The 1,040-nt window shown below is 28.8% G+C and carries 1 protein-coding gene; it reads right to left on the bottom strand.

Translation table 11 applies throughout. From position 1 onward, the window contains the following. Position 1: 1 nt before the first annotated feature. Positions 2-1,040, bottom strand: a 1,039-nt coding sequence (locus KFW21_04940; GenBank protein MDK2818777.1) for a glycosyltransferase family 2 protein, incomplete at its 5' end; no start/stop codon positions are given.

The following is a 1,040-nucleotide window of genomic DNA, read 5'->3' as shown; positions in this document are numbered from 1 at the left end:
TTTATTTCCTTATGATAGTGAATATTTTTTTGAGAATAGGGTAGATGAGTATTTTTTTGGATAAAACGATGAGTATTTTCTTTATTTTTTGTGTACGAGATAATTGTCCAAAACAATACCATTTGTCGTGTGAAGAGTTAGATGGTAGGCACATATAGTTATATATAATATCTTGAGATACAGGATTGTCAACATAAAACAAATTCAAATTTGGATATTGTTCTAGCTCTTTTTTGCTTATTTTCATATTGTGTAACAGTTGTTGCATCTCTTGTTGGAATATACTCTTATACATAGGATCTGTTTCTTGATATTGCTCATATATACATTGTAAGATTGATGATAAAAAATATTGTCTATAAAGAGGCTCTTTGTTATTTTGCTGTAAAAATAAATAAATATTGAGACTTATTTGAGGAAAGTCTTTACGAGATAGATGTCTTTGTCCCATAATAGAATCAACTCGTTGACGATAATGATACAATTTTTTATTGGAACCAACAATAAGGGGTTCTACAGTAACTATGTATTTAAACCAAAATTCTTCATCCTCATGTTTGAGATGTTCTGGAAATCTTAGATTGTGAGAGATAAGATCTGATAATTTAAATATTTTATTCCAAGCTGTCGGACAAGTATAAATAGTATTTTGATTATTAAAAATTATAGGGGTAGAAAAATTTATATCAAAATATGGATCATAAGTTTCTATCTTTGTAAGATTATCAAAATTAATAACACTAAAAACACCTAAATTTACCTTATACTTATCCATAAGAGATAGCATTGTTGAGTAAGCATTTAATTCTATGTAGTCATCACTATCTACAAAAGCAATCCAATTCCCTTTAGCATTGGTAATACCGGTGTTTCGAGCTCCACCAAGACCTCGATTTTGTTCATGTTTGATATATTTAATACGAGGGTCTTTAGCAAGATATTCGAGGATAATAGATTCAGAATTATCAGGAGAGCAGTCATTGACAATAATAATTTCAATATCTTTAAGAGTTTGATTGATGACAGAGTCGAGACATTCA

Source organism: Spirochaetota bacterium (assembly GCA_030154445.1).
In the GTDB taxonomy this organism is placed as follows: Bacteria; Spirochaetota; Brevinematia; order Brevinematales; family Brevinemataceae; genus Brevinema_A.
Note: the sequence above shows the minus strand (reverse complement) of the source record. Positions and strands in the feature narration are given on the sequence as shown.